This window comes from Flexivirga endophytica (genome assembly GCF_014640635.1).
Taxonomy (GTDB): Bacteria; Actinomycetota; Actinomycetes; order Actinomycetales; family Dermatophilaceae; genus Flexivirga; species Flexivirga endophytica.
Map to the genome: position 1 here is coordinate 62,103 of NZ_BMHI01000001.1, position 26,819 is coordinate 88,921.

Consider the following 26,819-nt stretch of genomic DNA (forward strand, 5'->3'; position numbering starts at 1 on the left):
GGCCCGGTAGGTGCCGCGATCGTTGGATGTGTTTCTGGCGTCGACCCGCTCCGCAGGCGTCCGATTGTCGTTCGTACTTTCAACGTTTCGATGAACGGCCTCGTCGGCGTCGTCGGTGGTCTCCTCTACCTCGTGGTCGGCGGTCGAATCCGAGTCGCGAACGGGACGTCGCCGCTGCTGATCGTTGGTACTCAACTGCTCCCGTTGGCCTTGGCGACAATCGTTATGTTGCTGGTGAACGCGATGTGCGTTGGCACGATGATCTCGATCAACGGTGGCACGCCGATGCTGATGACCGTGCGCAGGCTGGTCGGACAGGTGGGACGTACCTACCTGGGTTATGGCGTCGTGGGCTTCCTCTTCGCCGTGTTGTGGGACCCCGTCGGCCTCGGGCTCGCAACGGTATTGGTGATGGTTGCGCCGCTCGCCCTCGCTCAGTGGTCCTACGCACAGCAGCACGCTGAATCGCTCGCTCATGAACGAACCGTTTCCGGCTTGGTCGCGGCGAGCGAAGCGCGGGATCCGATCATGCGCGGCCGCAACGAAAGAGTAGCTCGGGTCAGCGAACTCATCGGCAATGAGTTGCGGCTCTCCCCGGGCCAGGCGGATGCTCTGCACTTCGCCGCGTTGCTGCACGACGTCGGCATGGTCGCGCCGGTGGAACGACGGCACCCAGGATCCGATCCACGGCAGGACGATCTGGACCGCATCCGGGGCCACCCGACCCGAGGCGTCGAGATGCTGCGGTCCATCGAGTTCCTCGGCGACTCGATCACCGCGATCCTCCATCACCACGAACGCTGGGACGGTCGGGGCTACCCCGACGGGTTGGCCGGCAAGAACATCCCGCAATTGGCGCGCATTCTCGCCGTCGCCGACACGTTCTGTGCGCTCACCCCCAGGATCGGCGTGGACGAGACGATCCAGGTGCTTCGAGCGCGGGCCGGCCGGCAGTTCGACCCGGACTGCGTCGAAGCACTGGCCACGGTCGCAGACACGGCCCACGGGATCGCCGCGGTCAGCGATATCTCGGACAACGTCGGCGGTGCAGACCCCGTGGTCGACGAGACACAGTGGCTCGATCACGACCTCCCGGCGGTGTCCGACATGCTGGCGGGCGAGCGGGCCCAGCAATGAGACGCACAGTGGCCGGTTTCCGGACGCCGGCGGTCCTCTGGTCCATCGTGCTCATAGTGGTCTGCCTGGGCGCGGCTTTCCTGCAAGCGAACATCTCCGGTGACTCGACCCTGTTGGTGATGGGTTGCTTCGTGGTAGCGCTGGCCTGCGCGTCCTTGCTGCACCTGTCGCTCTTCGGTGGTCGGGTGAGCACTCCGGTGGCGACGGCGGTGGCGCTGAGCCTCGCGTTCGCCGGCCCCCAGCCGTTCGACGCGGCCGGGCGAGTGCCGGACTCGACGTTGGAGGTGCTCGCCGCAGCGGTGATCGGCCGGGCGCTCGGCGGTCTGCTGAGCTGGCGCTTCCTCGGCATACGCCCGACACCCGCGGCCAGGATCGGGCCGTTCATCGCGATCACCATCGCCTCGGTGCTCTACCGCGACGTGCCGTTCTTCTCCGGTGTCTCCGCCATCGACATGTATGGCGAATGGGGTTCACACCGTTGGCGATCCGCGGTCGCGATGGCCGTTGCCGGAGTGGTCGCGGGTGCCGTGATGCTGGTCGCTTCGGTCTACCTGCACCGCGGCGGGCGTTCGTTCCGGTCGGAGTTCGCCGAGGTGGCCCGCATCCAGTCCGCGTTGAACGCAGCCGTCATCTCGACGTCGATCGCGATCGCGCTGGGCATGTCGGCGCTCGGCGTGCTCGCCATACCGCTGATGTCGGCACCGTTGGTGCTGTTGCGTTTTGCGCTGCAACAGCAGGCATCGGTCATCGACACACGGCGGCAGACGATCGCCGCCCTGTCGCAGCTGACCGACATCGCCGGCTACACGCCCGGCGGCCACTCCGCGCGTGTCGCGGCACTCGCGCGGCGGATCGGTACGGAACTGCACATGACCGATCGCGAACTCGACGAACTCGAGGACGCCGCGCGCCTGCACGACATCGGGCAGGTGTCGCTCGCCGCGCCGATCCCGGGAGGCGCGACGATCGACGTGGCACCGGCCGACCAGCGGGGGATCGCCGACGAGGGCGCCCGGATCGTGCGTCGCACCGAAGTGCTCGACGGCGTCGCGGACATCATCGCGGCGCAGGTGGTGCAGTTCCGAGAGGTGCAGGAGTATGGCGAGAGCGTGCCGATGAGCGCCCGAATCATCAAGGTCTGCAATGCTTTCGAAGACCTGACCAGAGGCGACAGTGCCCTGCGGGACGCGGCGATCGAGCGCCTGACCCTCGGCATCGGCTACGAGTACGACCCGACCGTGCTGGACCTGCTGAGCAAGGTCACCACGCAGCACCACGAGCACCGCGCGCACTGAGACACACCAGCGGAGCCCCCGGAGAGGACCCTGGGATGCACACAGCGCGGGCGGATCGCTGACGATCCACCCGCGCTGCCTCGTGTCGGCTGCTCCGATCAGGCAGGTTTGGGAGCCTCCTCACCGGTGGCCAGATCGGTCGGGTCGTAGTCCTGCTCGATCCGTGGGTCGTTCTCTTCGACGAAGTAGTCCGCGACAGCGGTCTCGTCCCGCCCGGCGGGCACCTTCAGCGCGTTGAAGACGAACGTGAGCACGACCGCGATGATGACATTGATGATGACCGCGGTGAACGCGATGTAGCCGAGCTCGCCGATGACCGGGATGTTCGACAGCGATCCGCCGAAGTGCTTGGTGGCGGGACTGGCGACGTCATACGCACGCCAGGTGCCGTAGACCATCGCGACGGCCCAACCGGCCAGGAGCGCGTAGCGGTGCATCCACCGGGTGTAGAGGCCGATCACAATCGCCGGGAAGGTCTGCAGGATCCAGATGCCACCGAGCAACTGCAGGTTGATGGCGTTCTGCTTGTCCATGGCCAGCACGAAGACGAGCGCGAAGACCTTCACGACCAACGAGGTCAGCTTGGAGACCTTGGCCTCCTGCTTGACAGTGGCGTTCGGTCGCAACCACTCCTTGTAGATGTTGCGTGTGAACGTGTTGGCCGCGGCGATCGACATGATCGCTGCCGGCACCAGAGCTCCGATCGCGATGGCCGCGAACGCGACTCCTGCGAACCAGCTCGGGAACTGGTCCTCGAACAGCTGCGGCACCACCAGTTGCGCGTTGGGCTTGCCGTTGAGGCCGATCGGTTTGGTCCCGGCCGCGATGGCCACCCAGCCGAGCAGCGCGAGCAACCCGAGCACGAAGGAGTATGCCGGCAGGATCGAGGCATTCTTGCGGATCGTGTTGCGGCTCTTGGACGACAGCACCGCGGTGATCGAGTGCGGGTACATGAACAGCGCCATCGCGGATCCGAATGCCAGTGTCACGTATGCCCATTGAGCCTTCGGGCCGACGGTGTCGGTGAATTTCGCAGCCTTGCCGGCTGGTGACTCGGATTTGGCGTGCACGGCGTCGAAGATGTGGCTCCAGCCGCCGATCTTCGACGGCAGATAGATCACGGCGACGATGATCACCAGGTAGATCAGGATGTCCTTGACGAATGCGATGATTGCAGGCGCACGCAGACCGCTGGTGTAGGTGTACGCCGCGAGAATGACGAACGCCACGAAGAGCGGCGCGTCGTTCGCGAGCCAGTTGCCCTTGCCACCGACACCGGCGACTTCGAGGACGGCCTGAATACCCACCAACTGCAACGCGATGTAGGGCAGCGTCGCGACGAACCCGGTGATCGAGATCGCCAGCGACAGCTCGCGTGAGCCGTAACGGCCGCGGACGAAGTCGCCGGCGGTGACGTAGCCGTGCCGGTGACTGACCGACCACAGGCGCGACATGAAGAAGAAGATGATCGGGTAGAGGACGATCGTGTAGGGCACCGCGAAGAAGCCGCTGACGGCACCTGCGCCGAACATCGCCGCCGGGACGGCGACGAAGGTGTATGCCGTGTAGAGGTCACCGCCGAGCAGGAACCAGGTGATCCAGGTGCCGAAGTTACGGCCGCCGAGGCCCCACTCGTCGAGGGACTCCAGGTTGTTCCCACGACGCCACCGGGAGGCCATGAAGCCCATGACGGTGACGAGCAGGAAGAGCAGGACCAGGACGATCGTTGCCGGGACGTTGAGGCCGCCGCCCGGGTGTGACGGATCCGCTGCAGCGGGAAGGAAGTTCGTCATACGTCACCGTCCTTGGTGCTCGGAGTGTCGGCCGGTTCGAACGGCACAGGAGGACGGGCCTTGGTGACCAGTGCGTAGGCGACCGACGTGCAGATGACGCAGAAGATGACGAGTGCCATCTGGTACCAGATGAAGAACGGGAAGGCCCCGAGCTTCGGGGTGGTGCGTGAATACCAACCGACCGGCACGAGCGCGATCATCGGCAACAGCAGGACGATGCCCGCCAGAACCTGCAGGCGACGGTCCGCAGGCGGGGCTTTGTCCGGGTATTTGTGTTGAGTCATGGGGCGGTGCAACCTCTCGGAGTGAGTTGCTAACCGGAAAAAGCTACCGCCGGGACACGTGTTGCGGGTGAGATTCACACGATCCGAGACCGTATGTCAGGCGTACTCCCGAGTAGCAGCTGCGGTGTCCGAGCGCCAAGCACGCTGGTCGAGTGCCGGAGGAGCGAAGCGGGGGAGGTGTATCGAGACCAAGCACGCTGGTCGAGTGCCGGAGGAGCGAAGCGGGGGAGGTGTATCGAGCGCCAAGCACGCTGGTCGAGTGCCGGAGCAGCGAAGCGGGGGAGGTGTATCGAGACCACCGTGCGTCACGATTCAGTCGAACGTCGCCATACGCGCTTCTTCGCGAGGTCAGGAAGCAGGTCAAACCGTCCGGATATCAGCGCCTCTCGCTTTGCGCGACTCCAGTTCTGGACCTGCTTCTCCAACTCGTACGCAGTCCTGATGCTGTCGGACTCCTGAGCCCACATGAGTTCGACCGGCAGTCGTCGCCGTGTGTAGGCCGCACCTTCGCCGGCCGCATGCTGGCTGAGGCGACGTTCGAGATCCCGTGTGCTGCCGACGTAGTAGGAGCCATCCCCACACCGCAAAATGTATGTCCACGCCATAAGGGAGAGCATCGCCGCGCGTGTGCGGGCGATGCATCCTTATGGCTTCAACCTGTGGACAACTGTCGAGCACTTGGTCTCGATACACCTCCCCCGCTTCGCTCCTCCGGCACTCGACCAGCGTGCTTGCACTCCTCCGGCACTCGACCAGCGTGCTTGCGCTCCTCCGGCACTCGACCAGCGTGCTTGCGCTCCTCCGGCCACCGCCCGGAGTGTCAGTCGATCTTGAACTCGCCGAGCTCGTCCCAGTGGTCGCCGTCCATCTGCACGTTCCGGACGCGCGGGGTCTCCTGGACGTACTGCGGCAGCTCGCGCTGCGCGGTCTTGAAGTGCTCGGACGTCACGTGGGCCTCGGCTGCGTCATCCTTGAACGCCTCGATCAACACGTATTCGTTCGGGTCCTCGACGTTGCGGGACCAGTCGAAGAAGAGATTGCCGGGCTCGGCGCGGGTCGCGTCGGTGAACGTCTTGGTCAGCTCGATCCACCCTTCGGCATACTCGGGCTTCACCTTCCACTTCACGCAGATGAAGATCATCTCGGTCTCCTCGCACACTCGAGTTGTATGGCGCACTGCTCCGGGCGGCGCCGCCGGAAACCCACTCTGACATGCCGCCGCGGTGCAGCGGGAGAGGCGTTCTCACGAGGTGACAACATCCGAGCCGCCGCTCCGGATCGACCGGCGGGAACGCGGCCCGGCGACGTACAGTCTGAGGATGAGTCTGGTGGACGACGGCGTCCCTACCCGTGGCGGCTCGGTGCGGCGCACGCTGCAGATCCTGGAGCTGGTCGCAGCCCGTGGCGGCGCCAGTGCGAAGGAGATCTCCGACGCCATCGACCTGCCGTTGCCCACGGTCTACCGGCTCGTGAGGGAGCTGCTCGACTCCGAATACCTCGTCCACATCCGGACCGAGAAGCGCTTCGAGCTCGGCTACAAGCTGCACCAGCTTGCGCTCAGCCTGCACCAGCAGATCGGTGTCCCACGCCCCGTCCGCACCGAGATCGTCGCGCTGCACCAGCGCATGGGCGCCGCGGCATACTTCGCGATCCACCGGGGCTCGCAGATCGTCGTGGTGCAGACGGCCGAATCGCCGGCGGCCCCACGCCTGAAGCCGATCGACTTCGGCTTCCACGAAGCCGCGCACGCCACCGCGCTCGGCAAGATCCTGCTGGCCGATATGGACGACGAGCAACGCGAACGCCACCTCGACCCCGAGCCGATGCCCCGCTTCGGCCCGGGCACGCTGATCACACACGGTGAACTCGCCGAGCAGCTGGCGAAGGTTGCCGACAGCGGGATCGCCTGGGAGATAGAGGAATTCCAACCTGGCGCGTCCTGTTGCGCCGCAGCGGTGCGCAGCGCGTCGGGCAGCATCGTCGGGTCGGTGGCGGTCTCGGCTCCCAAGGAACGCTTCGCGCAGCGCCGGGCCGTGGTCGAGCACGAATTGCGGTGTACGGCGTCCGCCGTGAGTCGGTACTACCGGTCCGGTCACACGGGCTGAGGGGCTGCGCTGGGGGGTCTCGATACGCGGCTCGTCCCTCACCGCACCCTTCGATACGTCGCTCGTGCCTCGCGACTACTCAGGACGACGCTCGACCCGCGTTGCTCGTGGCTCGTCCCTCGCCGCACTCGACCGGCCAAATGCGGGTTATCGCCTTGCGAGAACGACTCTTGGGCGAGTCGGCCGAGGCTACCTACTGTGAGCCGCATCACAGTCTCACGCAGGAGGTAGCGATGGCAACGGACTCGGGCATCGACGAAACGTCCGTCGGCGCTGACGACCGCGCAAATCTGGTGCAGCTACTGCGCACGGCATACCCGCATCCGCGGTTCCCCGACGGTCCGTACGAGCGCACCGCGGACGCGATCCTTGAGCAGATCGGCGAATCCGTTTGGCACCGCACGCTGCTCACCCGTGGGCTGCGCACTTTGGACGACGCTGCTCATGGTCCCTTCCGCGACCTGGACGACATCGCGGCGAGCGAGCTGCTGCACGCGATAGCCGACGCCGAGTTCTTCGTCTTCATCCGTGGCGTCGCCGTGCCTCTCCTGTATGGCGACCCCGAGGTGTGGGCGGCACTCGGCTACGAGGGGGAGTCGTTCTCCAAGGGTGGCTACGTGAACCGCGGATTCGACGACCTCGACTGGCTGCCGGACCCGCGGGTCGAGGAATACGACGGCTCCGACGAATTCGTCGAGGTCGCCGATCAGGACCAGCTCAAGAAGGCGTGAATCATGAGCGAAGCAAACGACAAAGAACACGGCCGAAGGACAGGGTCCGACGGAGGAGGAGCCTGTCATGAGTGACAACAACGCATTCCAGATCGCGTATGACGACGAGGCGGTCGTCATCGTCGGCTCCGGCGCCGGCGGCGGCACGCTCGCCTACGAGCTGACCGCGCGCGGCATACCGTGTGTCGTCCTGGAGGCCGGCGCCTACCTGAAGCCCGAGGACTACGAGAACGACGAGTGGCCAGCGTTCAACCAGATGGCCTGGCTCGACAAGCGCACGACGTCCGGTTCGTGGCGCGTGGCCCGCGACTTCCCGAACCTGCCGGCCTGGATCGTCAAAGCCGTTGGTGGCTCGACGACGCACTGGTCGGGTGCGACGCCGCGCTTCAAGGACTACGAGTTCAAGACCAAGACCTATTACGGCGGCGTGCAGGGCGCGAACCTGCTCGACTGGCCGATCACGCTCGAAGAGCTCGCGCCCTACTACGACGCCGCGGAGAAGGCGATGGGGTCGACGCACCGGCACGGACGGCCACCGCTGCCGGCGAACAACAACTACAAGGTCTTCGCGAACGGCGCCGAGTCGGTGGGCTACAAGTTCTACGCGACCGGCCCCTACGCCACCAACGCCGAGCCGTATGACGGCAGGCCCGCCTCGATCCAGGACGGCTTCAACTTCCAGGGCGACAAGAACTCCTCGAAATGGTCGACCGCGGTCCGGGAGATCCCTCGTGCCCTCGCGACTGGCAAGCTCGACCTGCGCACGCAGTCCCAGGCAGTCCAGATCACCCACGACGCGAAGGGTCATGCCGACGGCGTGCTCTACCTGGACAAGGACGGCAACTTGCACCGGCAGCGGGCGAAAGTCGTTTGTGTTGCGGGCAATTCGATCGAGAGCCCACGACTGCTGTTGATGAGTGCATCGTCGCTGCACCCGAACGGGCTGGCCAATTCCTCCGGTCAGGTGGGCCGCAACTACATGCGGCACACGACCGGCTCTGTCTACGCGACGTTCGACAAGCCGGTCCGGATGTATCGCGGCGAGACGATGGCCGGCATCGTCGCGGACGAGGCACGACTGGACACCGCACGCGGCTTCGCCGGCGGTTACTACCTGGAGACGCTCGCTCTCGGGCCGGCGTTCATGGGCGCTTTCGTGGAGCCAGGAGGCTGGGGCGCCGACTTCGCCGCATTGCTCGACGCCTACCTGAACACCGCCGGACTGTGGATCGTGGGCGAGGACCTCCCGCAGGAGACCAACCGCATCACCCTCAACACGGCGGACCAGGACCAGTGGGGCCTGCCGGTCCCGAACGTCCACTTCGACGACCACGCCAACGACGTCGCGATGCGCGAACACGCCTACTCCAGAGCGGATCTGATGTACGAAGCGGTCGGCGCACAGAGCACGCACCACACGCCGCCATACCCCTCGACGCACAATCTCGGCAGCTGCCGGATGAGCGCTCGTCCGGAGGACGGTGTCGTCGACGCGCACGGTCAGGCACATGATGTGCCGGGGCTGTTCGTGTCCGACGGTTCACAGATGACCAGTGGTGCGGCGGCGAACCCGACGTTGACGATCGTGGCACTGGCGATCCGACAGGCGGAGTTCATCGCCGACGAACTCGCGAAGGGTGCACTCTAAGCCGTATGACGGACACATCGACCCGCCTCCGGAGCGCGCTCTCCGGCGTCGAGGTCCTCGACCGCCCGCTCGACCTGCGCGCACGAGCACACGACGCGTCGCACTACCTCCTCATCCCGTCGGCGGTGGCCGTCCCGCGCGACGCCGTGCAGGTCTCGGAGGTCATGCGGGCGTGCGGGCGGCTCGGCATACCGATGACGTTCCGCAGTGGCGGCACCTCGCTGTCGGGCCAGGCCGTCACCGATCAGGTGCTGGTGGACACCCGCGCGGGATTCCGTGGTGTCGAGGTGCTCGACGACGGTGCGCGGGTGCGGGTGCAACCCGGCATCACTGTGCGCGCGGTCAACGCCCGCCTCGCCCGGCACGGGCGACGACTCGGGCCGGACCCGGCGAGCGAGATCGCGTGCACCATCGGCGGTGTCGTTGCCGACAACTCCTCGGGGATGCAGTGCGGCACGGAGTTCAACTCCTACCGCACCATCGAGTCGATGGTCTTCGTGCTGCCGTCCGGCACGGTCGTCGACACGGCGCGCCCGGACGCCGACCAGCTGCTGCGTGACCGGGAACCGCTTCTGCACCAAGGACTTTCTAAGCTGCGAGACCGCGTCCGCTCCAACCCGCAGTCGGTGGCGACCATCGAGCGGCAGTTCGCCATCAAGAACACCATGGGGTATGGCGTCAACTCGTTCCTCGATCACCACGATCCCGTGCAGATCCTCAGCCACCTGCTGGTCGGGAGCGAAGGCACCCTCGGGTTCGTGGCGTCGGTCGTCTTCCGGACGGTGCCGGTCCTGCCCGAGATCGCCACCGGGCTGTTGGTCTTCGACGACCTGGTGTCGGCCTCGGCGAGCGTCGACCGGATCGCCGGAGCGGGTGTGGCGACCGGAGAGCTGCTCGATGTCCGCTCATTGCACGTCGCGCAGGCCGATCCGGAGTGCCCCGCCGAGATCTCCGGCCTGCAGCTGGACCGACAAGCGGCCGTGCTGGTGGAGTTCCAAGCGACCACCGACGAGGAGCTGTCCGAGCTGCGGGGCATGGCCGAACCGGCGCTGGTCGATCTCCCACTGCAGGCACCCTTGCGACTGACGACCGACCCGATCGCGCGCGCCGCGTTCTGGAAGACCCGCAAGGGCCTCTTCAGCGCAGTCGCCGGAGCGCGTCCTTCGGGCACCAACGCGCTGCTCGAGGACGTCGCAGTGCCGGTGCCGCGTCTCGGGGAGTTGTGCACGAACCTGTCCGAGCTGTTCCTCAAGCACTCGTATGACGACTCGGTCGTCTTCGGGCACGCCCGCGACGGCAACCTGCACTTCCTGCTCGTCGAGCAGTTCGACGACAGCGCGAAACTGCAGCGCTACGACCGGTTCACCAACGATCTGGTTGACCTGGTCCTCGGCCTGGACGGCACACTCAAGGCGGAGCACGGCACCGGCCGGATCATGGCGCCCTTCGTCGAAAGGCAATACGGCGCGGAGCTCTTCGAGGTCATGCGTGAGGTGAAACGGCTGGCTGACCCGGGCGGTGTCCTCAACCCCGGAGCGGTGCTGACCGACGATCCGCGTGCGCACCTGAAGGACCTCAAGGTCGCTCCGAAGGTGGAGCAGGAGGTCGACCGCTGCGTCGAATGCGGCTACTGCGAACCCGCCTGTCCGTCAAAGGACTTCACGGTCACTCCGCGGCAGCGGATCGTCCTGCGTCGCGAGCTGGAGCAGGCACGGCTCGACGGTGACGACGGACTCGTCGCGTCACTGTCGCAGGACTACGAGTACGCCGGGATCGAGACCTGCGCAGCGGACGGCATGTGCGGCACCGCCTGCCCGGTGCACATCGACACCGGCGATCTCGTCCGGCGGCTGCGCGCGGAGAGCGCTACCTCCGCCGAGGACCGCGCCTGGGGATTCGCCGCCAAGCACTGGTCTGCCGTGACCCGCGGCGGCTCTGCGGCACTGACGGCCGCGTCCGTCATACCTGCGGCAGTGCCGATGGCGTTGACCCGCGGCGCGCGACGAGTGGCCGGCGACGACCGGGTGCCGTTGTATGACGAGGGCCTGCCACGTGGTGGTCGGAAGCGGCCGCAGGTGTCGGAAGCGGCGCCGGAGGCGGTGCTCTTCCCGGCGTGCATCAGTGCGATGTTCGGCGCCGCTTCGGGTGATGGCGCATCCGCTGCCTTGGTCGAACTGTGCCGGGCGGCAGGCGTTTCCGTGCGTACGCCCGAGCGCATCGACAGCTTGTGCTGCGGCACGCCGTGGTCGTCGAAGGGCCATACCACCGGCCATCGGCAGATGCGCGACCGGACACTGGACGCGCTGGCGGACGCGACGGACGGCGGACGACTGCCGGTGGTCGTGGATGCGAGTTCCTGCGCCGAGGGCCTGATCAAGTTGCTCAAGGACGCGTCGCCGGCCATCACGGTCATTGATGCCCTGGACTTCGTTGCGTCAACCGTCCTGCCCAAGCTGTCCGTGACGTCCCGCGTCCCGCGCCTGGTGCTGCACCCGACGTGCGCGACGACGGTGCTCGGCTCGACGAGGTCGCTCGTGCGGCTCGCCGAGGCCGTCTCGGATGACGTCGTCGTGCCGACCGATTGGGGCTGTTGTGCATTCGCCGGTGACCGCGGGCTGTTGCACCCCGGCCTCACCGCATCGGCGACGGACCCCGAGGCCGCTCAGGTCGCCGCGCTCGACGACCTGCCGGGCACGGCATACGTGTCGGCCAACCGCACCTGCGAGATAGGTATGACGCGCGCCACCGGCAAGACCTACCGGCACATGCTCGAGGTCCTGGCCGAGCACACCTGAAAGCGGTGGCCGAGGTCCCGCTACTGCCACGTCGCCCGTGCCCCGGCATCACCAGCCCGTATGACGGCAACCATCACACCCAACGACACGACGACCGTGACGACCGGGATCACCAGGCGAAGCCAGCGCGGCGCGAGCCCCTCGCCATACCGCCGCCACAGCCAGTTGCCCAGCGCCACGACCGTGAGGGCGATGCTCCACGGCAGGATCTGCTCGGCGAGGTGCTCGTGCCGGCGCAGCAGCGGGTTGCCCGCGGTCCCGCCCAGCTGGTCGGCGAGTGCGTGTCCGGCAGCGACGGTCACCGGTACCAGCGCGGTGCCGACGGCTGCGAGCAGCGTCGGAACGATCCCGAGTCGGGCTCGCGCAGCAGGCCACAAGGAGTGGAGGATGGTGCAGAGAGCGGCGAGCGGCAGCAGGACGACGACGGCGTGCACGAGCAGTGGGTGCGCGGGCAGGCCGCCGACGTCATAGGTGGTGTTCATGCCGGTGACACGGTGTGCGGGCTTCGCCGGTTCGATTGAACCGATCGGTGCCCCGGTCTCGTGTCATCGACGGAGGTGGTGATGGTCACGGACCCGGAGGTGCTCGATCAACTGCACCGCGATCACGCGAATGCGTTGTGGGCGTATGTCGTTCGGCTCACCAACGACCGCGCTTTCGCGCAGGACATCGTGCAGGAGACCATGCTGCGCGCCTGGCGCGAGGGCATCACGGACGCGTCGGACACCAACGCGACGTCGGCGCGTGCCTGGCTCTTCACCGTGGCCCGACGGTTGGTCATCGACGAGGCACGGTCGGCCCGGCGCCGTCGGGAAGTGGTCGCGGAGGCGTTGCCCGATGGACACACCGGCGACCAGGTGGATGCCGTCTTCGACGCCGCGCTGATCGTCGACGCGCTCACATCGCTCAGTCCGCCGCACCGTGAGGTGGTGGTGCGCGCCTACTACGGGCGCGCGACCGTGACCGAGATCGCCGCCGACATCGGTGTGCCACCGGGAACGGTCAAGTCGCGCATGCACTACGGGATGCGCGCGTTGCGACTGGCACTGCAGGAAAGGGGTGTGACGCGATGACCGGCGACCACGACGAGTTCGCCGACTGGGACGCGGCCTACGTGCTCGGCGCGCTCTCGACGACCGAGCGGGCGGCATACGAGCAGCATCTCGCCGACTGCGAGAAGTGCGCGGAGGCGGTGCGGTCGCTGGCCGGCATACCCGGGCTGTTGGGGAAGGTGCCGGCCGACGACGTTCCGGGTGAGGTGACCGAGCCGCCGCCCGCCGACCTGCTGTCGCGGACGCGGTCCGCCGCCGAGGACGAGGTGTCCAGGGTTCGACGCCGTCGTGGCCGCGCCGCGTCCCTCGTCGCGGTTGCGGCATCGGTGGCGCTGCTCGTCGGTGGCCTGGCCGTCGGCGGTGTCGTCTGGTCGCAGCAGGGTGACTCCGTGCGGCCGGCAGACACCGTCGCGATGGACCAGGTGCACAGCAACCCCCTCAGCGCGACCGTCCAGCTGCGTGACCGTCCGTGGGGCACCGAGGTGGACATGAAATGCACCTACCCGGAGTCGACGCAGTGGGATGGCAAGGCCGTCTACGCGCTGTATGTCGTCGACGACGCCGGGCACGCCACGTCGATCTCGACGTGGTCGGCCGGTCCGGGCACGACGTCCAAGCTGACAGCCGCGACTGCCGTGCCCCGGGCGCAGATCGCCCATCTGCAGGTCCGCACGAGTAACGGCACGGTGTTGCTCTCTGCCGACCCGGATTGAACCATCTGCCAATGGTTTTCGTGTCACCAGCACACAGAGGCTCACTCTGCGTTGGTCGTTGCGAGTCGCAAGCTCCCTGCAACGCCAACGCATCCCAAGCCTCCTGTGCTTGCTCAGAATCAACTTCAATATCACGAAACGAGAGGCGGAGACTGATGCGTTCGACACGAGGACTTGCGGTCATGGGTGCGGCTGGGCTGATGGCGACCCTGGCCGCCTGCGGCTCCAGCGGATCGTCGGGGGTGTCCGCGCCCGCGGCGTCATCCGGCATGGCGACCTCGGCCGGCTCCAAGGCCCCGGCCACGAGCGCGACCTTGAAGGTCGCGAAGACGTCCTTGGGTGAGGTCGTCGTCGGCCCGAACGGCCGGACCGCTTACATGTTCGGCAAGGACGTCAAGAATTCGGGCAAGAGTTCGTGTACGGGTCCGTGCCTGAGCTACTGGCCGCCGGTCACCACGACCGGCGCGCTGAAGGCGATCGGCGTCAGCGGGAAGGTCGGCACCATCACGACGGCCGACGGCAAGAAGCAGGTCACCCTCGGTGGCTGGCCGCTCTACTACTACGCCGGTGACGGCGCGGCGGGAGACGTGAAGGGGCAGGGCAACGAACGCTTCGGCGGCGTCTGGAGGGCCCTGACGGCCGGCGGCGCGGAGGTCACCGCGACGGCGCCGCCCAGCAGCACCGGCGGCGGTGGCAAGGGCGGCTACTCCTACTGACGCAGCGGGGCCGTGGGGGTGTGTGCGTGTCCCGAAGGGGCGACCGTTGTCAGTTATTTGCGGGTTCGGGGCGGAAGTGTGTGCCGGAGGGGCGACCGTTGTCAGTTATTTGCGGGTTCGGTGCGGAAGTGTGTGCCGGAGGGGCGACCGTTGTCAGTTATTTGCGGGTTCGGGGCGGAAGTGTGTGCCGGAGGGGCGACCGTTGTCAGTTATTTGCGGGTTCGGGCCGGAAGGCTGTTCCGAAAGGGCGACCGTTGTCGGTTGGGCACGGAGTGCCGGCCTGCGGACACAAGTGGCAAAGGTCGCTGGAAGCGAACGGGTGTCGGAGGCCGCTGAATCGGGAGCGCCATACGAAAGGCGCCGGACCCCAATGGGATCCGGCGCCTTCAGTTGTATGACGAAGAGACACCCCACGAAGTGCTCCGCTCGTATCTCGCTCCGATACTTCGCGGGGGCCCCGTCAAAGGCTCAGGCCTTCTTGGTCTCCCAGAAGATCTTGGCGATCTCGTCGATCTTGGCGAGCAGGTCGTCGGCGGTCTTGACGTCCCATGAGGCCTTCGTGCCGCCGGCACCGGCCAGCTTGGTGGCCTCGTTGACCAGGGTGTGCAGCTGCGGGTACTTCTCGAAGTGCGGCGGCTTGAAGTAGTCGGTCCACAGCACCCACAGGTGGTGCTTGACCAGCTCGGAGCGCTGCTCCTTGATGATCGCCGCACGGATCTTGAAGTCGATGTCGTCGGCGTGCTCGGCGGTCTTCTCGATGATGGCCTTGACCGACTCGGCCTCGATCCGCGCCTGAGCGGGATCGTAGACGCCACACGGAAGATCGCAGTGTGCGCTGACCTCGATCGTGGGGGCGAAGATTCGGCGAAGCATGTGGTTGTCCTTCCGTCGTGTGCATCGGACGTATGGCGGGAGCGTTTCACTTCAAGCAGGCTTGAAGTCAACGGGATTCGCCTGAACGGCGAGATCCACACTCCTTGCTACGAACCTACTCGGAGCGCTGGTGTGGACTGAACCCCCCTGAGTCAGATGCGACGCGGTCGCATATGAGTCCCGAGACTCAGCCGACTTCGGAGACGTCCGGCACCACGAGCTTGCCGATGGCGCCGGGATTCCAGCAGACCTCCCAACGGAAACCGTCCGGATCCGCGAAGTACCCGGAGTAGCCACCCCAGACGCGCCCCTCTGCCGGGGTCACGTCGGCGCCCGCAGCGGCGGCTTCGGCCAACACTGTGTCCACGGCCGCACGGTCGACGACGTTGTGCGCCAACGTCACCGGCGGTATGCCGGACGCCGGCCGCCCACCGACCTCTGCGGCGAACGCGTCGGCCTGCCACAGCGACAGCACCAGGTGCTCGGCGACCTGGATCATGATGACCTCGTTGCCGTCCTCGAACTCCGGCCGCCAGCCGAGCCCGTCGACATAGAAGGCCCGGGTGCGTGCGAGGTCCGCGACGGCGAGGGTGATGAAACTGACTCTGGGTTCCATGCCGTCAGTCAAGCAGTTGCCACCGACGCCCGCACACACGATTGACGGTTGAAGCAGTCGCTGACGCTCTCGTACCTCGCCGCTCCTCGGCCACCGCGTGGGGCTATGCGCGCTTCACGCGCAGCAGCACCACACCGAGCACATCGGCGGTCGGGATCTCGCCGACCAGCCACGAGTCGACGCCCTCGGCGGGGTTGTCACGCTCCACCCACCAGCCGTCGCCGACGGTCCGGGTGACGCGCTTGACCGCGATCGGGCGGGGCCCGTCCGGGCCGTCGGGCAGCCGTATGACGTGCGCCCGGCCGATGCGGGGGCGCACGCCATACAGGACCAGCAAGCGGTCACCGTCGACGTAGGTCGGCTCCATCGACCGACCCCGCACGACAGCGAATCCGACTCTCACTCCGGCGGTTTCACGAGCTCTGCAGCAGCAGCGGCGTGCTGCTCCTGCTCGGCGATGATCCGGCTGAGGAACGTCTTGGTGCGTTCATGCTGCGGATTGCGTATGACGTCCGCGGGCTTGCCCTCCTCGACGACGACGCCACCGTCCATGAAGACCACGCGATCGGCGACCTCCCGGGCGAACGCGATCTCGTGGGTGACGACGACCATCGTCATACCGTCGTCGGCGAGTTCGCGCATGACTGCGAGGACCTCGCCGACCAGCTCCGGGTCGAGCGCGGAGGTCGGCTCGTCGAAGAGCATCAGCTTGGGCTTCATCGCGAGTGCCCGCGCGATCGCGACCCGCTGCTGCTGGCCACCGGACAACTGCGCCGGGTAGTGGTCGGCGCGCTCACTGAGCCCGACGCGCTCCAACAGCTCACCGGCCTCGATGCGTGCCTGCTTCTTGGACACTCCACCCACCTGCACCGGACCCTCGATGACGTTGTCCAGGGCCGTCTTGTGCGGGAAGAGGTTGAAACGCTGGAAGACCATCCCGATCTGCCGCCGCTGCTGCGCTATGTGCTTCTCGGACAGCCGGTGCAGCGAGCCGCCGGACTCGCGCAGCCCGAGGAGATCGCCGTCGACATACAGCCGGCCGCCGTCGAAGATCTCCAGCTGGTTGATGCATCGCAGGAACGTCGTCTTGCCGGATCCGGACGGCCCGAGCAGGCAGACGACCTCGCCCTCGGCGACCGTCATGTCGATGCCCTTGAGCACATCGACACCGTGGAAGTGCTTGTGCAGATTGACCGCTTCGACCAGCGGTCGCGTCTCGGCGTTCACATGCCACCTCCACCGGCGCGCAGGGACAGCATCCGTCCGCGCCAACTCTGTTTGTTGCCACCGGTCTGGCCGCCGAAGCCGCGACCGAAGTAGCGCTCGAGCATGGTCTGGCCGACCATCAGGATCGAGCAGACGATGAGATACCAGATCACCGCGGCAACGAGGGCGGGCATCACCAGATACGTAGAGTTCGCAACGGCGTTCGCCTGGAAGAACAGCTCTGTGGTGACCGGCACGGCCGACAGCAGCGAGGTGTCTTTGACCATCGCGATGGTCTCGTTGCCGGTCGGCGGCACGATCACCCGCATCGCCTGCGGCAAGATGATCCGGCGCATCGCCTTGCCGCGGCTCATGCCGATCGCACTGGCCGCCTCGTGCTGGCCGGTGTCGACCGACAGCAGTCCGGCGCGCGCGATCTCAGCCATGTATGCCGCCTCGGACAACCCCAGGCCGATGATGCCGACGAGGATGCCACTGCTGACGGACTTCACGTCCAGCGTGTAGAAGTGCACGTCGGTGAACGGGAGCCCGAAGTCGAGCTTGGGGTAGAGGTAGAGCACGCCGACACCGAGCACGACCAGCAGCACGTAGCGCGGCACGGCTCGGAAGAACCAGGTGAAGACGAACGCCACTCCGCGCAGCACCGGGTTGGTCGACAGTCGCATCACGGCGAGCGTGATGCCGAGCACGATGCCCACCACCATCGCGCCGAGGGTGCAGATGATGGTGCCCTTGACCAGGCCCTCCAGCACCGGGCGGTATTCCATGACCCGCCAGACGAAGTGCCAGTCCCATTTGGAGTTGGTCACGAAGGAGTTGATCATCATCGCGGCGAGGATCGCGATGACGACGACCCCGACCCACTGCCACGGGTGACGGACCGGTCTGGCCTCGACCTTGCCCGGACGCTCGGTGGCGGCCGGCTTCTCGGAAACAGTCTGTTCAGCCATCGGCCACCGCCGGGTTCGCTGCGAACATCTCCACCGCTCCACTCTGCTGGCCCCACTTGGCCAGGATCTTCTGGTAGCTGCCGTTCGTCGCCATCTGCGCGAACGCGCGGGCGAGCGCGTCGCCCAGCTTGTCCTGGTTCTTCGGCAGCACGACGCCGTATGGCGCAGAACCGGTGATCTTGCCGGCCGCCTGCAGCTTGTCGCCGGTCTTCTTCACGGCATACAGGGCCACGGGGGAGTCGGCGGCCATGGCGTCGACCTTGCCGGCGAGCAGGTCGGTGGTGACCTTGGACTGCAGGTCCTCGACGACGGCCTTGACCGGCTTGCTCTTGCACAGGCCCTTGTTGATCGCCTTGAGCTCGTCGGCCTGGGTGGTGCCGGTCTGCACGCCGACCGAAAGACCGCACGGTTTGGTCGCATTCACGTGTCGCGGGTTGCCCTTGCGGACGACCCACTGGGTGCCGGCCGAGAAGTAGCTGACCATTGTCACCTGCTTGAGGCGGGCGGACGTGATGGTGAATGACGAGGTCGCGATGTCGTACTTGCCGCCGACGACGCCGGGCAGGATGTTGTCGAACTTCGCGTTCTTGAAGTCCGCCTTGAGCCCGAGGCACTGCAGCGCACCGCGCAGCAGGTCGACATCCATGCCGACGATCGTCTGGCCGTTCGAGGCGAGGAACTCATTGGGTTCGTATGACGCGTCCGACGCCACCGTGAGGGTGCTGCCGGGCTTCACGTCCGGCGGAAGTGCGTCCTTGAGGCCGCCGGAGGAGCAACCCGTGGTGGAGGACTGCTGGCTGCTCGAGCCGAGCCCGAGCGACGTCGCGCCGCACCCCGTGAGGAGTGACGCGACCAGCCCGCCGGCGAGCACCATCGGCCCGAGTCTGGTGGTTGAGCAGCGCGGGGGACGAGCGCGTGTCGAAGCCTCCACCCCGCTGCGTGACCATGCCGACATGTGGAGTCCTTTCGGAATCTGAGGGTGCCCGGACACCTCACGGTGGCCGAGTCACCGGGCGCGTAGCGGGGGAAGCGTACCGGGGTCCCGTTCCGGCACCGCGCGCTCGGTCCGGCAATACTCCCAGCGTGACCTGTTGTGTCGTGGGTCACGGTATGGCGAATCCGTCTCGCATACGAGACATCGCGGAAGCACCTGGCCTCAGCCCGATGGTCAGGTGCTACGAGGTGCTACATTTGCATCATGAAGACCATCAGTCAGCGTGAACTCCGCAATGACAACGCCACGGTGATGGACGAAGTCGGCCGCGGTGAGAGCTACACCGTGACGCGCCGCGGCGTCCCGGTCGCTCGGATCGTTCCGTTGACAGGTGACAACTCCGACCTGCGTTGCATCAGGCCGGCCAAGAAGCGCTTCATGCCCGGTGGCCTACGTCGCGTCGCTGCGACGGTGCCTACCTCCGCTGTCGTCGACGACCTGCGGGAAGAGCGGTGACCCGGTGGTATTTGGACACGTCGGCGGCATTGAAGCTGCTGGTTGACGAGTCAGAGTCGGCCGAGCTCGATTCCGCGATCGCCACCGCGTCCGATGTCGCCTCGTGCTACTTGCTCGAGACGGAGTTGCGGCGTGCGATCGCGCGCTATGACGGCCTCACCCAGAGTGACGCCAGCGATCTACTCGACCGTGTCGACCTCCATGAAGTTCCGCCGTCGCTCTTCCGCGAAGCCGGTCTACTACCTGGAGACGCCCTGCGCTCGCTGGACGCTCTGCACGTGGCTGCCGCCATACGCCTGGGCGTAGACGTCGTGGCGACCTACGACAGAAGGATGCAGCAGGCTGTGGTTGCGGCGGGAATGAGAGTTGTCGCATCCGGGCAGGACAGCTGACAGCTGGGTCAGCTCGCGCGGATACCGTGAGGGCGGGACGAGCCGAGGAGGGGACCGTGAGTGCAGGCCTGATCCTGGTGGTGTGCACCGGCAATGTGTGCCGTTCGCCCTACATCGAGCGGTTGCTCGGTGCAGCGCTGGCGCCGTATGACGTCGAGGTCGCCAGCGCCGGCACGCATGCGCTGGTCGGGGCGCCGATGGACGAGGGGTCGGCGCGGCTGCTGGCGGCGGCCGGCCGGTCCGCGGACGGATTCGTGGCCCGTCAGTTCACCGCGCAGCTCGCGCGGCCGGCCGATCTGGTCCTGACCGCGACCCGTGACCATCGCAGCGCTGTGGTGCGCACGACGCCGAACGCGTTGCGTCATACACATGCGATCGCGGACTTCGCGGACCTGGTGGCTGGTGCCGAATTCGACACCGTCGACGGTCGATCGGCTGACGAGTCGTTCGTCGCCCAGCTGGCGGCGGGTGCGTCCCGCAGGCGTGGATCGGTGCCCGTGCGCAGTGCCGAGGACGCGGCGATCGTCGATCCCTACCGACGACCGTGGGAGGCGTTCGAGCAGATGGCGGCGCAGGTCGATCTGGTGTTGCCGCCGATCATCGACGCGGTACGTCGCCTCGACATCGTCGGGTGATTGGCCGGCAGGTCTCAGCGCGCGGTGTAGTGCGCCGTGACCTGGGCCGTGGACAGTGCTGTCGGGTAGATCGCCGCACCGTGCAACGTCCCCGCGATGTGCGTGCCCAGCAGTGGCGCACCCGGCCATCCGGTGAGCGTCGAGTTGCCGAATCGCCAATAGCCTGAGTAGTTCTGGGCAGCGGTGATGCCGCTGTCGCCGGCGACGCGCCCGCCGTCGACGTAGAGCGTGAGTCCGGCGGACGAGAGCGTCACGTCGGCCAGGTGCCAGGCGCCGTCGTTGTAACTGCCGGCGCTGGTCACCGTCTGCACCGTCCCACCCGGCGCCGCGCCGGCGACGAGCTTCCCAGCCGTGGTCAAGTAGAGCTGGCGGTCGTAGGAAGTCGATGCCAGGACCTGGGTGTTCCCGAAGCCGATCAGTGAACCGCCGAGCGAGCTGGTCGTCTTGAACCAGATCTCCTGGGTGTATTCCTGCGGGCCGGCGATCGGGCCCGGTGTCGAGACCATGCCGATCGTCCCGTCAAGGGTGACGCCGGTGGTCTTGTCGCGGGTGCACGGGCCGGTGGCGCCATACGAGACTCCGGCGCCCAGGGTCGTGTAGTAGCTGCCGTTGCGCTTGTTGCCCGAGGCGTCCTTCGCCGTGGCGCCCGAGGACTCACCGAGCGGGTAGTAGAGATGGGGCTTGTCGGCGAGCACCGCGGCTGAGCACGTGTAGTAGGCGGCCGTCCAGGACGAGGCGATGTTCGCGGTGCTCGCAGTGAAGAGGCTCGCCGCCTGCGCGGGTGCGTTGGTCGCGACGGTGACAGCGGCCAGCGCAGCGGTCGTCAGTATGACGAGGGTCCTGCTTCGCGGCAGTCCGGTCCGTGGCCCGCGAGCTGCTCCGGCACGCGCTGCGCGCAGCTGCGCTCGACTCTCCAGCACGGCGGGTTCGTTGCTGCGAGAAGGGGTTTCAGCGCTGCTATAGGCTGTGCGCGCGGTGCCGTCGGTGTCGTCCTCGGACGGGTTGTTGTCGTCATTGTCCGGCCGGTCGCGTCGCCCGATCGCGCCGAGCGCGACCAGCACGACGGCCAGCCCGGTGGGCAGCAGCGGCGCGAGTTGATGGGTGCGCAGCCAGTATGCCGGGGCGCCGATGAATGGCACCCGCAGGGAGCCGACCGCGTGAACAGCGTTGCGCGACACCGGTGTCGAGTCGTCGGCGCGGTTCGCGTCTCCGCGCAGCACCAGCTGACCGTGGTCGTTCACCTTCGCGAGTCGGTGCAGGCGCAGCCGTCCTTCGTGGTCGGGGTCGTCGACCAGCAGCACCTGCCCGGGTCGCACCGAGCTGCCGGAGATCGGCCGGGATGCGACGACATCCCCCGGACGCAGCGCAGGCTCCATCGAGCCGCTCATGACAACGGTGACGTGCCATCCCAGAGCTGCCGGCAGCACGGCCCACAGCGCCATACTCGCGATCATCACCAACAGGCCGCGGCAGAGCGCGGTGATGATGAGGGACACCCAGCTGGGCGGTGTGGTGGTTGCCATGGGCCTCTCGCAGGTGGTGGATGGAGTCAGTGGACCGCCGGCGGCAACCGCTGGTGAAAAGCGTTGCCGCCGGCCGGTTCTCAGGAGTTCTGGGCTTCCCAGGTGAGGCCGATCGACGCGGTGCCGCCCTGCACGGAGTTCGGCGCTGCCGGGTCCAGCGTGTAGGTGATCTGGTAGACGCGGGTGTCCGAGGCGCTGCCCGTCGGTGCCCAGGTGCCGAGGCCGGTCGCGTAGTTCGTGGCGGTCTTGCCGAAGGTGTCCAGCGTGCCGCTGTAAACCGTGGCGCCGGAGGCGAGCGCGGTGAATCCGGTGCACGATCCGAAGCCGCCGCCGGTGCCCTGGGCGATGGTCAGGTTGATCGAGCTTGCGAGGGCGTTGGTGGTGCTCGGTGTAGTGCCGTAGAGCTTCACGGCCGAGGCCAGTGAACCGGTCGAGGTCACGGCGATGCACTTGGTCCCGGTGGAGCCGGGCTTCAGGCCGGTGGCGTTGAACATCGCGGAGCTGGTGTCGTCGTCGGACAACGCGACAGTGCCGGCGGTCCAGTTGCTCGACGGGTTGCTCGTCTGTGCCGAGAACGCGGAGTAGGACGCCTGCCACACGATGGCGGCCGATGCTGCGAGCCCGGCGACGATGGCGCCGGCGGTCAGCAGACGGGCGTTGCGACGGCGGGTGGTGGTGGAAGAGGACATGGGTGATCGCCTTTCGGGCCGATGGAGGTGATGGTGCTCGCAGGCGGACCGCCTGCCGCGGCGAGTGATCGGGAGCCTGTTCGTCCTCGCGCACTCCGCCGTCCCGCAGTCCGTTCAGGGACTCGTCGCGGCGTCATCCAGTAAAGTAAGGGTAAAAAGTACGTCTGTCAAACTGTTCGATCATCACACTGTATGATCAACGTAATATTGAAGCGTAAATCACACCGGGAGCCCCACCATGCCGCAGCAGCCCGACCCGAGAGCCGCGAAGCTTCGCGCGCTCGTGCTTGCCGCCGAGCACTTCCGGCAGGTTGTTGCCGAGCGGTTCGGGATCGGCTTGACGGAGGCTGCGGCCATGAGTCATCTGCGCGCCCATGGATCACTCAGCGCACGTGAGCTGGCCGAGGCCACCGGCTTGACCCCGTCGACCGTGACCGCGTTGCTCGGCCGGTTGGAGGCAGCCGACCTCGCGGAGCGAGCGCCCCATCCGACCGATCGCCGTCGGATCGTGGTCGCGCTGACCGCGGAGGGCAACGCCTACCTCGATCGATCCGAGGCCTGGCTGGCCGATGTGCTCGACGGTGTGGAGGGTGCCGATGCGGAGGAGGTCGACCGTGTTCTCGACGGACTCGGCGCGGCGTTCGACGCGCAGTCCGCGTTCATCCAGGAGCCCGCCGCGCAGGAGTGAGCGCGCTCAGGCGAGGCTTTCGACATACCGGACGCAGTCGTCGTATGACGGCAGCAGTCCCTGGCCGCCCGCGTCCGCGAGTGACGGCGCGGCGGTGTCCTTGGGGGAGAGGACCGGCTCGATGCCGTCCGGGAAGCTCAGCGCCAGGTCCGGGTCGAGCGGGTTGATGCCGTGTTCGCGCTCGGGGTTGTAGGCGGCCGAGCACAGGTAGATGGCGGTCGAGTCGTCCTCGCGCGAGACCAGGCAGTGCCCGAGACCTTCGGACAGGTAGACCGCACGGCGGGTGTCGGTGTCGAGCTCGACGCTGCGCCACTGGCCGAAGGTCGGCGACCCGACCCGGATGTCGACGACGTAGTCGACGAACGACCCGCTGACCGCGGTGACGTATTTGGCCTGGCTCGGCGGCACGTCGGCATAGTGCACGCCGCGCACTGCGCCCTTGCAGGACACCGACACGTTGGTCTGGACGACGTCGAGCCGATGTCCGATGCGCTCGGCGAGCTTGTCGCCGCGGAACCCTTCCATGAAGACGCCGCGATCGTCAGGGAATTGGCGTGGCGTGACGACGAAGGCTCCGGCGATGTCCAGTGCTTCGATGTCCATCAGCGGACGTCCTCCAGGAGTCGGTGCAGGTAGGCGCCGTAGCCGCTCTTGGCGAGCTCGTCGGCGTGATGTGCCAGGCCGTCGTCGTCGAGCCAGCCAGCGCGCCAGGCGACCTCTTCGACGCAGCCGATCTTCTGGTCCTGCCGGTCCTCGATGACCTGGACGAAGTGCGCGGCGTCCATCAGTCCCTCGAAGGTGCCGGTGTCGAACCAGGCAGTGCCGCGCGGCAGCACGGTCACGGTCAGTGCGTCGCGTCGCAGGTAGGCCTCGTTGATGCCGGTGATCTCGAGCTCCCCGCGATCGCTGGGTTCAAGGCTGCGGGCGAGCTCGACAACGTCGTTGTCATAGAAATAAAGGCCGGGCACCGCAAACCGGGACTTCGGCTTTTCCGGCTTCTCCTCGATGGAAAGAACGGTGCCGTTCGTGTCGAATTCGACAACGCCGTATGCCGAGGGGTTGGTGACGTGATGGGCGAAGATGTGTCCGCCGGAAAGGGCCTCGGTGGACCGCCGCAACGCGGTGCCCAGGCCCGAGCCGTAGAAGATGTTGTCGCCGAGGACGAGTGCGACGGTGTCGTTGCCGATGAAGTCCGCGCCGATGAGGAACGCCTGGGCCAGACCGTCCGGTGAGGGTTGCACGGCATAGCTGAGGTTGATGCCCCACTGGCTGCCGTCCCCGAGCAGCCGCACGAACTGCTCCATGTCGTGCGGCGTCGTGATCACCAGAACGTCGCGGATCCCTGACATCAGCAGCGTGGACAGCGGGTAGTAGACCATCGGTTTGTCGTAGATCGGCATGAGTTGCTTGCTGATGCCGCGGGTGATCGGGTGCAGGCGCGTGCCCGACCCGCCGGCGAGAATAATCCCCTTCACGCAGCCGACCCTAGTCGGCGCGGCTGGGCCGGGTGCGCAGGTCGCCCGAGGACGCTGCGGCTGGGGGCCCTTACCTCTTCACGAGAAGGTCGCAACCCTTTCATCAGTAAAGTTTTCGTAAAGCCTTGTTCTGGTAACAGTAAAGCGGTAGCTTGCACTGCAACAACCTTCAACTACTGCGCACGGCCGGATCACACACCGACCCCTCACGGACCGGGACGCCTTCACACGAGGCGCCGCCGCCTGCTTCTACGCCCGAAATCCAGTTCCTGGACGACGACGTTTCTGCATTTCTTCGCACGGCCCCAGGGGAACACATGTCATCAAAGGCTGAGCAGTTCTTGCTTTTCAAATGCCTGTCCTCGCAGGCAGGTGGCGCGAAGGGAATCCGGTCATGACGTGGGTGCCAGGGCGTGGACGCCCCGTGGTCATCCCCGAGGACACCACCCCGCTGCGCGGCGCCGGGATCGACGCACGAGTCCGCGTCGCCTGGCTGCTGCGGCTCAATCGGCTGGCGAAAGCACCCGGCCCGGCCGGCCGCTTCGTCGACATGCTGCGGGCGCAAGGTTGTGCGCTCGGGCCGAGCACGTTGTGCCGCTACGAGACGGGTGTCGAGGCGGTCCCCAAGTCCGTCGTCCGCAGCTACGAGAAGACGCTGGAGCTGCCGGCCGGTCAGTTGCTCGGTGTGTGTTTCGGCATCGACCGGATGTTCGGTCCGGCGCTGGCGCCGGAGGGCGCACGGGGCATCTCCCGCACGGCGCTCAGTGACGCACTGGGTGAGTGGGAAGCGCGGGTGGCGATGGGCGCCATGACCGGCCCCGACTGGATCCACGTCGCGGACGCGATCACCCGCCCGACCGGGCCAGTGCTTCCGCTGTCGATGCTGCACGGTTGGGTGGACCAGCTCGTCACGGAGACGATGCGGTCCGTCCGGCACGCCTACGCGACCCGGATCCATGCACTCACCCTGCTGCTGGGCGACCGCGCGGCCGGCCGGGTCGTGCTCGATGCCGTTGCGCGGATGGTCGCGCAGCCGGGCGCGCAGTCGGTCACCAACGTGATCCCGGTCCTCGGCAGCAGCCCCGATCCTGCGGTGTTGCAGTGGCTGGTCCAGCACTTCGAGCGCTCGGACGGCGAGCAGATGTGGGGCGCGGCATACGGCCTGCTCAACCAGATCTGCAACGGGCGTATGCCTGCGGACATGGTGCCGCGCATCGCCCGCGCCGCGCTCGGCGCAGCCGGCGACGGGCCGAGTCGTGGCGGTCCGGCTTTTGCTGTGGCGCAGCGTCTTTCGGCGACGCTGACCCAGCAGGTGGTGGCACGGCTCGGTTACTACGCGGCACCCACCGTGGCCGGTGCGCGGGTGCAGAGCCCCGCCGGGCTGAGCGCCTACCGGTCGGCCGCACTGCAGGAGTCCGGCCTGGACGATCCGTTGCTGGACCGGCTGCTGCGTGAAGCGCTGTCGCCCGACTTCGTCGAGCGGCGCCATCACTCCTCGCTGATGCTGGCCGCCAGCCCCTACCGCTCGGTCGTTGCGGAGGTCGCGACCGAGCAAGTGGCCGATCCGGCCGGCCCGTATGCCGCCCACGCGGCAGCTCACGCACTCGGCTACCTGGCCGGGGCCGAGCAGCGCGATCGGTTGCTCGACCTGTTGGCCACGGTGCCGGAGGAGCGGGCCGCGATGCTGGTCGCGCTGGCGCATTCCGGTGGAGTCCCGGCGCACGTCGATCTGGTTGCGTTCGCGGCGGAGCCGGAGCTCGTGTCGACGGTCGTCTACGCGGCCGGGATGAGCAACCACCCGGATCTGGCTCGACTGGCAGCCGGAGCGCGGACAGCCGGGGTGCAGGCGCAGCGCAGTGCGATCTGGTGGCAACAGACGGGTGCCGCCATCTCCGAGGTGCCGGCTGTCCTCACCGCCCCGGAGTGCCTGACACTGGCCGGCTGACTCGCGCCACTCCGCAGCAGAACTACTCAGCCGTGGTGAGTAGCACGACCGATCCGTGGAGCACCTAGCGGCACCAGGATCGACACC

General features: G+C 67.2%; 29 protein-coding genes. 14 read left to right on the plus strand and 15 right to left on the minus strand.

The window, feature by feature from the left end; translation table 11 throughout:
- The first annotated feature begins 90 nt into the window (after positions 1 to 90).
- Positions 91 to 1,137: an HD-GYP domain-containing protein gene (locus IEX71_RS00305; protein WP_188834995.1), complete on the plus strand. Its 1,047-nt coding sequence runs from the start codon at positions 91 to 93 to the stop codon at positions 1,135 to 1,137.
- Positions 1,134 to 2,432 carry an HD-GYP domain-containing protein gene (locus IEX71_RS00310; RefSeq protein ID WP_188834996.1) on the plus strand — a complete coding sequence of 433 codons (1,299 nt, stop codon included), beginning with the start codon at positions 1,134 to 1,136 and terminating at the stop codon, positions 2,430 to 2,432. The genes IEX71_RS00305 and IEX71_RS00310 overlap by 4 nt, the downstream gene beginning before the upstream one ends.
- Positions 2,433 to 2,530: 98 nt before the next feature.
- Here the strand turns inward: IEX71_RS00310 and mctP are convergent, their stop codons facing one another.
- The 4 genes from mctP to IEX71_RS00330 form a co-directional block, all read right to left on the minus strand.
- Positions 2,531 to 4,225, minus strand: a complete 1,695-nt coding sequence (mctP, locus tag IEX71_RS00315) for a monocarboxylate uptake permease MctP (RefSeq protein WP_188834997.1) — start codon at positions 4,223 to 4,225, stop codon at positions 2,531 to 2,533.
- A complete protein-coding gene (locus IEX71_RS00320; protein ID WP_188834998.1) occupies positions 4,222 to 4,509 on the minus strand; it encodes a DUF3311 domain-containing protein in 288 nt (95 codons plus the stop codon). Before IEX71_RS00320 ends, mctP begins: the two co-directional genes overlap by 4 nt.
- Positions 4,510 to 4,814: 305 nt before the next feature.
- Positions 4,815 to 5,126, minus strand: coding sequence for a GIY-YIG nuclease family protein (locus IEX71_RS00325; protein ID WP_308420940.1), 312 nt, complete (start codon positions 5,124 to 5,126; stop codon positions 4,815 to 4,817).
- A gap of 203 nt (positions 5,127 to 5,329) precedes the next feature.
- Positions 5,330 to 5,650: a putative quinol monooxygenase gene (locus IEX71_RS00330; RefSeq protein WP_188835000.1), complete on the minus strand. Its 321-nt coding sequence runs from the start codon at positions 5,648 to 5,650 to the stop codon at positions 5,330 to 5,332.
- Between the two features lie 178 nt (positions 5,651 to 5,828).
- On the opposite strand from IEX71_RS00330, the gene IEX71_RS00335 reads away from it, so the two are divergent.
- The 4 genes from IEX71_RS00335 to IEX71_RS00350 all read left to right on the plus strand — a co-directional run bounded on the left by IEX71_RS00335 (position 5,829) and on the right by IEX71_RS00350 (position 11,788).
- Positions 5,829 to 6,614 carry an IclR family transcriptional regulator gene (locus IEX71_RS00335; RefSeq protein ID WP_188835001.1) on the plus strand — a complete coding sequence of 262 codons (786 nt, stop codon included), beginning with the start codon at positions 5,829 to 5,831 and terminating at the stop codon, positions 6,612 to 6,614.
- A 233-nt stretch (positions 6,615 to 6,847) separates the two neighbouring features.
- Positions 6,848 to 7,345 (plus strand): hypothetical protein, encoded by a 498-nt coding sequence (locus IEX71_RS00340; protein ID WP_188835002.1) that lies wholly within the window; start codon positions 6,848 to 6,850, stop codon positions 7,343 to 7,345.
- Between the two features lie 67 nt (positions 7,346 to 7,412).
- Positions 7,413 to 8,993 carry a GMC family oxidoreductase gene (locus tag IEX71_RS00345; protein WP_188835003.1) on the plus strand — a complete coding sequence of 527 codons (1,581 nt, stop codon included), beginning with the start codon at positions 7,413 to 7,415 and terminating at the stop codon, positions 8,991 to 8,993.
- Between the two features lie 5 nt (positions 8,994 to 8,998).
- Positions 8,999 to 11,788: an FAD-binding and (Fe-S)-binding domain-containing protein gene (locus IEX71_RS00350; protein WP_188835004.1), complete on the plus strand. Its 2,790-nt coding sequence runs from the start codon at positions 8,999 to 9,001 to the stop codon at positions 11,786 to 11,788.
- A 20-nt stretch (positions 11,789 to 11,808) separates the two neighbouring features.
- On the opposite strand, the gene IEX71_RS00355 is transcribed toward IEX71_RS00350, so the two are convergent.
- Positions 11,809 to 12,270, minus strand: a complete 462-nt coding sequence (locus IEX71_RS00355) for a DUF2231 domain-containing protein (protein ID WP_188835005.1) — start codon at positions 12,268 to 12,270, stop codon at positions 11,809 to 11,811.
- Between the two features lie 81 nt (positions 12,271 to 12,351).
- Between IEX71_RS00355 and IEX71_RS00360 the strand changes: the two genes are divergently transcribed.
- The 3 genes from IEX71_RS00360 (at position 12,352) to IEX71_RS00370 (ending at position 14,269) form a co-directional block, all read left to right on the plus strand.
- Positions 12,352 to 12,861 (plus strand): sigma-70 family RNA polymerase sigma factor, encoded by a 510-nt coding sequence (locus IEX71_RS00360; protein WP_188835006.1) that lies wholly within the window; start codon positions 12,352 to 12,354, stop codon positions 12,859 to 12,861.
- Positions 12,858 to 13,553 (plus strand): anti-sigma factor family protein, encoded by a 696-nt coding sequence (locus IEX71_RS00365; protein WP_188835007.1) that lies wholly within the window; start codon positions 12,858 to 12,860, stop codon positions 13,551 to 13,553. The genes IEX71_RS00360 and IEX71_RS00365 overlap by 4 nt, the downstream gene beginning before the upstream one ends.
- Before the next feature lie 155 nt (positions 13,554 to 13,708).
- Complete coding sequence (locus tag IEX71_RS00370) at positions 13,709 to 14,269, plus strand: COG4315 family predicted lipoprotein (RefSeq protein WP_188835008.1); 561 nt, start codon at positions 13,709 to 13,711, stop codon at positions 14,267 to 14,269.
- A gap of 468 nt (positions 14,270 to 14,737) precedes the next feature.
- Here IEX71_RS00370 and sodN read toward each other — a convergent pair whose 3' ends face one another.
- The 6 genes from sodN to IEX71_RS00400 form a co-directional block, all read right to left on the minus strand.
- The gene (sodN, locus tag IEX71_RS00375) at positions 14,738 to 15,142 is read right to left on the minus strand and encodes a superoxide dismutase, Ni (protein ID WP_188835009.1); all 405 of its coding nucleotides are present in this window, start codon (positions 15,140 to 15,142) and stop codon (positions 14,738 to 14,740) included.
- Positions 15,143 to 15,329: 187 nt separating this feature from the next.
- Entirely contained in the window at positions 15,330 to 15,758 is a 429-nt protein-coding gene (locus tag IEX71_RS00380) for a VOC family protein (RefSeq protein WP_188835010.1), read from the minus strand.
- 103 nt (positions 15,759 to 15,861) lie between these two features.
- Positions 15,862 to 16,161, minus strand: a complete 300-nt coding sequence (locus tag IEX71_RS00385; RefSeq protein WP_373284528.1) for a S24 family peptidase — start codon at positions 16,159 to 16,161, stop codon at positions 15,862 to 15,864.
- Positions 16,158 to 16,985: an amino acid ABC transporter ATP-binding protein gene (locus tag IEX71_RS00390; RefSeq protein WP_308420941.1), complete on the minus strand. Its 828-nt coding sequence runs from the start codon at positions 16,983 to 16,985 to the stop codon at positions 16,158 to 16,160. Before IEX71_RS00390 ends, IEX71_RS00385 begins: the two co-directional genes overlap by 4 nt.
- Positions 16,982 to 17,935: an amino acid ABC transporter permease gene (locus tag IEX71_RS00395; RefSeq protein WP_188835012.1), complete on the minus strand. Its 954-nt coding sequence runs from the start codon at positions 17,933 to 17,935 to the stop codon at positions 16,982 to 16,984. Before IEX71_RS00395 ends, IEX71_RS00390 begins: the two co-directional genes overlap by 4 nt.
- Positions 17,928 to 18,809 (minus strand): ABC transporter substrate-binding protein, encoded by an 882-nt coding sequence (locus IEX71_RS00400; RefSeq protein WP_188835013.1) that lies wholly within the window; start codon positions 18,807 to 18,809, stop codon positions 17,928 to 17,930. Before IEX71_RS00400 ends, IEX71_RS00395 begins: the two co-directional genes overlap by 8 nt.
- A 324-nt stretch (positions 18,810 to 19,133) precedes the next feature.
- Here IEX71_RS00400 and IEX71_RS00405 point away from each other — a divergent pair, with 324 nt between their 5' ends.
- Genes IEX71_RS00405 through IEX71_RS00415 form a run of 3 tightly spaced genes read left to right on the plus strand, consistent with a single transcriptional unit; the run spans position 19,134 to position 20,412 of the window.
- Positions 19,134 to 19,385 (plus strand): type II toxin-antitoxin system Phd/YefM family antitoxin, encoded by a 252-nt coding sequence (locus tag IEX71_RS00405; RefSeq protein WP_188835014.1) that lies wholly within the window; start codon positions 19,134 to 19,136, stop codon positions 19,383 to 19,385.
- Positions 19,382 to 19,777, plus strand: coding sequence for a type II toxin-antitoxin system VapC family toxin (locus tag IEX71_RS00410; RefSeq protein ID WP_188835015.1), 396 nt, complete (start codon positions 19,382 to 19,384; stop codon positions 19,775 to 19,777). The genes IEX71_RS00405 and IEX71_RS00410 overlap by 4 nt, the downstream gene beginning before the upstream one ends.
- Positions 19,778 to 19,833: 56 nt before the next feature.
- Positions 19,834 to 20,412 carry an arsenate reductase/protein-tyrosine-phosphatase family protein gene (locus tag IEX71_RS00415; protein ID WP_188835016.1) on the plus strand — a complete coding sequence of 193 codons (579 nt, stop codon included), beginning with the start codon at positions 19,834 to 19,836 and terminating at the stop codon, positions 20,410 to 20,412.
- Between the two features lie 14 nt (positions 20,413 to 20,426).
- Here the strand turns inward: IEX71_RS00415 and IEX71_RS00420 are convergent, their stop codons facing one another.
- Both IEX71_RS00420 and IEX71_RS00425 read right to left on the minus strand, forming a co-directional pair.
- Positions 20,427 to 21,935, minus strand: coding sequence for a signal peptidase I (locus tag IEX71_RS00420; RefSeq protein WP_188835017.1), 1,509 nt, complete (start codon positions 21,933 to 21,935; stop codon positions 20,427 to 20,429).
- A gap of 80 nt (positions 21,936 to 22,015) precedes the next feature.
- Entirely contained in the window at positions 22,016 to 22,624 is a 609-nt protein-coding gene (locus IEX71_RS00425; RefSeq protein WP_188835018.1) for a M73 family metallopeptidase, read from the minus strand.
- Between the two features lie 238 nt (positions 22,625 to 22,862).
- On the opposite strand from IEX71_RS00425, the gene IEX71_RS00430 reads away from it, so the two are divergent.
- Positions 22,863 to 23,312, plus strand: coding sequence for a MarR family winged helix-turn-helix transcriptional regulator (locus IEX71_RS00430; RefSeq protein ID WP_188835019.1), 450 nt, complete (start codon positions 22,863 to 22,865; stop codon positions 23,310 to 23,312).
- Between the two features lie 6 nt (positions 23,313 to 23,318).
- On the opposite strand, the gene IEX71_RS00435 is transcribed toward IEX71_RS00430, so the two are convergent.
- Positions 23,319 to 23,915, minus strand: a complete 597-nt coding sequence (locus IEX71_RS00435) for a dTDP-4-dehydrorhamnose 3,5-epimerase family protein (protein WP_188835020.1) — start codon at positions 23,913 to 23,915, stop codon at positions 23,319 to 23,321.
- On the minus strand, positions 23,915 to 24,787 hold the full coding sequence (gene rfbA, locus IEX71_RS00440) for a glucose-1-phosphate thymidylyltransferase RfbA (RefSeq protein ID WP_188835021.1): 873 nt from the start codon (positions 24,785 to 24,787) through the stop codon (positions 23,915 to 23,917). The genes IEX71_RS00435 and rfbA overlap by 1 nt, the downstream gene beginning before the upstream one ends.
- A 394-nt stretch (positions 24,788 to 25,181) precedes the next feature.
- Between rfbA and IEX71_RS00445 the strand changes: the two genes are divergently transcribed.
- A complete protein-coding gene (locus IEX71_RS00445; RefSeq protein WP_188835022.1) occupies positions 25,182 to 26,732 on the plus strand; it encodes a hypothetical protein in 1,551 nt (516 codons plus the stop codon).
- Positions 26,733 to 26,819: the final 87 nt, after the last annotated feature.